The organism is Johannesbaptistia floridana, from assembly GCF_057440575.1.
Genome location: NZ_JALKVM010000389.1, coordinates 1 through 5,998, shown reverse-complemented (window position 1 = coordinate 5,998; position 5,998 = coordinate 1). Strand labels below are relative to the sequence as shown.

The window sequence follows — 5,998 nt, the reverse complement described above, 5'->3', positions numbered from 1 at the left end:
AGAACATTTTTCCTTAAAAATTAGTACATAAGTTCTGGTGGAAGATATGAGTTTAGTGTGGTTAAGGAAATATCAGGGGAATCAGATTCTGCTTTTCAAGATGTGGAGGGATACAGATTATATCTTAAGCAGTAGCCAACAGGATTACTCATATCTTGCATCTTTACCCAAGTTGAGTTTTGAAGTAATGAGTGGGCAAAAGTGGAAGATGTGAGTTGTCCACTTTCCCTCCTTGTCACTCCGTCAGATCTTTTGGACTAAAGTCCAACTACGAACCTCGTTTTTCAAAAATGTCATCACCCGTTGATAACTTAGTAATGACTTCCTGATTGACGGTGATGGACTGCGGTTAAACCATCAGGATTAAATACCTTGCCAGATTGGGCGGTAGCATAAACTAACCAATGATCGCCACATTCCATTCTTTGAGCTACAGTACATTCAATATAGGCTAAACTATCAGTCAAAATGGGAGAGCCATTGTTGGCTGTGTCTAGATTAACATTTTGAAAGCGATCTTCCCCAGGTCCAAAGGGTTTAAGAAAATGTTTCATTAAACCTAGATGTTTACCCTCTTCTAGAATATTGAGCACAAATGGACTGTCAGAATAGAGTAGTGATTCTATTGCTCTTTCTTTGGCTACAGCTATAGTTAGACCGGGAGGATTAAAAGTAGCCTGGGATACCCAAGAAGCTAACATGGCTCCTTTTAGTTCATCTGTACTAGTAGTTAAGATACAAAGAGAACCAACCACTCTTCCTAAAGCTTGTTCAGTTCGAGGAGTTACCCCTACTTCTGCTGATTGTTTGAGTTTAGAAGCTTTGGCCCGCTTTTTCAAGGCTTGGGCAAAATCTGTACCAGCTTCCTCACAGGATTTGAGTACAGCTTCAGTGGGTTTAAATTTAACTCGAATTGTCTCTAAACCGAAACGATAGCCAGCATCGCGCAACTTACTTTCTAAGATATCGACGGCTTCACCACTCCAACCATAGGAACCAAAAACACCAGTAAGCTTATTTTTATCAGCATTAGCTAGGGTAATACCCAAAGCTGTCTGAATTTGGGTGGGAGGTTGTCCGGCTAAAGTGGGAGAACCAAAAAGAAAGCCAGATGCTTGGTTAACGGCGGTTTTAATTTCTTCTGGGGAGATGATTTCGGCATTGAGAGATTCTACACTCACACCAGCTTTAGTAATGCCTCGGGCGATCGCCTGGGCGAGGGTTGCGGTATTACCGTAGGCGGAGGCATAAATCAAGGCTACATTTAATTCTTGTTTTTGTTGTTTTTCTATCCATTCTCTATAGAGACTGGTTAATTCTTTTAAGCCGTAGCGCACGAGGGGACCATGAGCGGTACCATAGGTTTGAGCTGATTTATTACTAAGTTTATTTAGGGCGTTATTTACTTGACGCGCTGAGGCGGCCATTACACAGTCGAAATAGTAGCGGCGGTCTTCTTCGTAGACTTTCCAACCTTCGTCTAATACTTGGTCTCCACATACATGGGCGCTAAATAATTTATCTGTATATAAAATTTCTGTTTTACTATCATAGGTACATAGTGCATCGGGCCAACGGGGTAGAGGAGTGGGTATAAATTCTAATATATGACCTTTACCGATGTCTAAGCTTTCTTCTGTTTTTATTACTTTTATATTTAATGTTTGTTCGGTGATAATATTTTGTAAGCTTATAGCTGCTGGGTTGGAACAAATTATAGTTACTTCAGGGATTGCTTCTAGGAGGGTTTGAAGAGTTTTAGCACGATTGGGGTTAACATGACCGAGAATTAAATAGTCTATTTTCTCTAGTGAGATTCTCTCTTTTAAGGCTTTTAGAAAGATTGTGGTAAATGATTCTCCAGGAGGATCTATTAGTACTGTTTTATCTGCTTCTATTATATAACTATTAGCGGTGGTGCCTTTTCCTAGACCGTACTCGATTTCAAATTTTAATCTATCCCAAGTGCGGGAGCGAAAAACTTTGGTATGTGGGGCGATTTCTAATACTTTTACGTCTCTTGCTTGATTCTTCATTATATTTTATTCTTGTTCGGATTTTTATTGTTAGGGAATGGGTGCAAGCCTTAGGGAATGGGTGCAAGCCTTGGGGAATGGGCGCAAGCCTTGGGGAATGGGCGCAAGCCTTGGGGAATGGGCGCAAGCCTTGCGCCCCTACGTGCTGGTTGTTTTTTAGTAATAATTACCTACTTTGCGGTGATGTACTGCGGTGAGGGCATCTGGTTGAGAAACTCTTCCTTGGTTGATTTGAGAGTATACAATCCAATGATCGCTACATTCCATGCGACTATCTACTTTACACTCTAAATAGGCTAAAGCATCGGTTAGAATAGGGGACCCGTTACTAGCAGTTTGGGTATTAACACCAGCGAAGCGATCTGCACCTGGGGGAAAACGTTTGAGAAAGTGCTTCATTAACCCTTGGTAGTTGCCTTCTGGGAGTATATTTAAAACAAAGGTATCCCCTACCTGCATTAATGATTCAATTGCCCTATCTTTGGCTACGGCGATGGTGATTCCGGGGGGTTCAAAACTTGCTTGAGATACCCAAGATGCCAGCATTGCACCTTTTATTTCTCCTTTTTTGGCTGTGATTAAATAAATACCGCTACTAATCCGGCCAATGGCTTTATCTAGCTCGTTATCTATGTCTTTACGCTGTTTAATTACTTTCTTTTGCTGTAGCGCTTGACCTATATCTGTTCCTGCTTCTTCACACAGTTGATAAATGGCAGGGTCGGGAGTTTCTTTAATCTTAATAGGAGGAAAAGCTGGTTTTAAGCCAATTTCTGCAAATTTAGCCAATATTGGGTCGATTGGTTCATCATTACCCCCATAGGATTCGTATAAACCAATTAGTTGTTTATCGTGGGCTGCTGCTAAAATGGTACCTAGGTTACTACTAGTTTGTTGGTTATAGTTACCCCCTAATGAAGGCATACCCAAAACAATAGCCGCGGCGTGTTTAACAATTTCTTGCACTTCGTGGGTATCAGCAGTTTTTAGGTCTACCATTTCTACGGCTACTTCAGTTTTAGTAATACCTTTAGCAATTGCTTGGGAAAGGCGATCGCTATATCCATAGTCAGATATATAAAATAAAGCAATAGTTTTTGTGCCTTTGCTTTGGTCTTGACTCCAGTTTCTATAACGCTCTAATAGTTCTCTTATATTATATTTGAGTATTGGTCCATGTCCATTGGCTACGAGGTTGAATTCTCCGAATTTATCCATCCGCTTCATTGCCGCTAATACGGAACGAGAATTTGGACCCATCAAACATTGGTAGTAGAATTGATAGTCAGGTTCGATGGATTGTAAGTCTTCATCGTAGAGATAGTCTGAACAATAGTGCATCCCAAACACGTCACAGGTAAATAAAATACCAGTGTGATGGTCATAAGTTAGCATAGTATCGGGCCAATGTAAGTTTGGGGCACTTATAAATTCTAAAATATGGCCTTTTCCTAGGTCTAGTTGGTCTCCATTTTTAACTATTTTACTTTTGAAGGGTTGATGTACAAAATTTTCTAGAAATTGAATTGCTACTTTAGCGGCTACTACTGTTGCTTGGGGTGCTAATTCTAAGATATCTTTGACTAAGCCACTGTGATCTGGTTCTGTGTGGCTAATAATTAAATAGTCTATAGTACTAGGGTCAATTAAATCATTGAGTAAATCTAGATAAAGTTGACGGAATTTGGCGTGGGATGTATCTACTAGGGCTAATTTATCACCTTGGATGATATAAGAGTTATAGGTAGTTCCATTTTGCAAACCAAACTCGATATCAAAGCGATCGCGATCCCAATCTAGAGAACGAATAGCTGTTGTATCTGCTGCTATTGGTGCTGTTTGCGTGGTTAACCTTTTACTTGTTTTTATTGGTGTTTTGACCATTTATACTCCTTTTGATTGTCTATTATTTATTTTCTTTGATAAATTATTTATTTTTTCTTAATCATAACAATTTTCTGTTGATTTGTTAACTATAAAATTAACTTATGATTCTAATGGACTTTCTTTAGGATAATTATTTTATTAGAAAATAAATTTTTCAAAGTAAAGTTAAATATAGCTTGTGAGAAACTATTAAACTTATTAATTAGTAAAAAGATAGTTATTATAAATAGTATTTTATAATTAAGGGAATGGTATAGCGCTACTTGATACGTGAAGAGGGAAAAGGGAACTCCAAAAACAGTAGGCTAGTAATGTGTTTAATAGCTTGAAAATCTCCTAATCTTAATTGGTACTGCTATATTATAGCAATGAGCGTTGTAGTGTTAACAATATTTAGATAAACTTTTCCCCCCAACCCCCCGCAAACTCGGGGGGCTTTTCATAATAACTGTAAACATCTATTTGCGAGCTTGCTATAGAATGCGCGAATTAATGAATTTTTCCTGAGGATTAGTTAGTACAATAGCACTGGCAAAAGTTCTCAGTCAAATACAGAATAAGTCTATTGCTATAACTCATATCTTGCACCAAAACAAAAGTACAGAAATTGGCCGACAAGGGAGAATCAATTTTTAAGCGCGATCGCATTAATTCTTTAACTCATTACTTCAAAACTCCAAGACTCCAAAACTCCTTACTCCTTACTCATTACTTCAAAACTCATAATTCATCCACAACCAGTAACATTAGGTAAAGATGCTTTGGTCTGAGTATAATCGCCCCTTTTATTTTTGCTCTGTTGTAGCAATTAAAAGATTAGCTGTATCTAAAAGTTGTTTCCATTCTTCTACATACTGTAATTGATTACGCACATGAATATTAATAAATAGGATAATTATCCTAGCAATTAAAGAGCGAATATCAATGGGAGACTTGGTAGTAGGAAAATCAAGAAAAGCTCTTCCGGTAGTTGCATCAAAAGGATGAGTAATAGAAAAATGATTTGCTCCTTCTATTAAAACTAAGTAACTATCTTTTCTTCCTCCTGTTATGCCTTCAGAAAAAGTATGAGTTACACCATAGGTAGAATCTTTTTCATCAATTCCGTAACGTCCACTACTATTAGCAATGACTCCATCACAAGTTCCCCCCATCAATAGTAAAGGTAGAGAATCAGGTAAAGGTAAGATAGTTTTTGGTTGATATCCAAAGCTAACTCCTCCCAACGTATGGGCACCATAGGCGAAAGAAGCAACGATTTGAGGGACAAATTTGGGATTAGCACTTTCAATAGCTACTCTACCCCCTGCTGAGTGACCACCAATAATTACTTTATTTAAATCTAGTTTTCCTGCTAAGATTCCTTCTTGCTGTAGTTGTTCTAACTTAGCTAAAATTGCTGGTAGTGCTGAAGCGGTTATACCTGTACTATAAGTATCAGGTCGCAATTTTTCAAGATCAACTCCAGGCGTTATGCCAATCAATCCAGGTATATTTTCTGCAATCCAATTAAAACCAACCACTACTAATCCGGTTGATGCTAATTCTTCCATTAACCATTGATAACAATGGGCTTCGCAATTAACTCCATTGAAAAAAATAACTATTGGAAAGGGGGTTTGGCTAGAGTCAGCCTCAATAATTCCTAAATTTTGTTCTTGTTGACTTTGATTAAATTGTGCAGGATAAAATATTTTTAGATACAAAGTATCGTAAGGCTGCTCTCCTTGCTCAATTTTGGCTACTTGAAAAAAAGCTCGAATTGTCATTTTTGATACTCGAAATAACTATTAATATCATAGAACTAATATAGGCTACGGGTCAAAAAGTAAATCCCGGTGGGGTGCGTTACTGCTGATAACGCACCTTAGTTTACTAATGTATCTTATGGAGCGATCGCTTTTTACTATTCCCCCCTTAGTTAAGATGATCCCCCCAACCCCCCTTAAAAAAGGGGGGCTTTTAGCTTTATTTTATCTTTGAATTTATCCAGGCGATCGCTTTTTACTATTCCCCCCTGAGTTAAGATGATCCCCCCTTCCCCCCTTAAAAAAGGGGGGCTTTTAGCTTTATTT

At 38.2% G+C, this 5,998-nt stretch carries 3 protein-coding genes; all 3 read right to left on the bottom strand.

What is annotated here, in order from left to right; translation table 11 throughout:
- Nucleotides 1-311: 311 nt before the first annotated feature.
- On the bottom strand, nucleotides 312-2,036 hold the full coding sequence (locus MW688_RS22145) for a diflavin flavoprotein (protein ID WP_486738184.1): 1,725 nt from the start codon (nucleotides 2,034-2,036) through the stop codon (nucleotides 312-314).
- Nucleotides 2,037-2,192: 156 nt separating this feature from the next.
- The gene (locus tag MW688_RS22140) at nucleotides 2,193-3,920 is read right to left on the bottom strand and encodes a diflavin flavoprotein (RefSeq protein WP_486738183.1); all 1,728 of its coding nucleotides are present in this window, start codon (nucleotides 3,918-3,920) and stop codon (nucleotides 2,193-2,195) included.
- Nucleotides 3,921-4,708: 788 nt separating this feature from the next.
- Entirely contained in the window at nucleotides 4,709-5,692 is a 984-nt protein-coding gene (locus MW688_RS22135) for an alpha/beta hydrolase family protein (RefSeq protein ID WP_486738182.1), read from the bottom strand.
- Nucleotides 5,693-5,998: the final 306 nt, after the last annotated feature.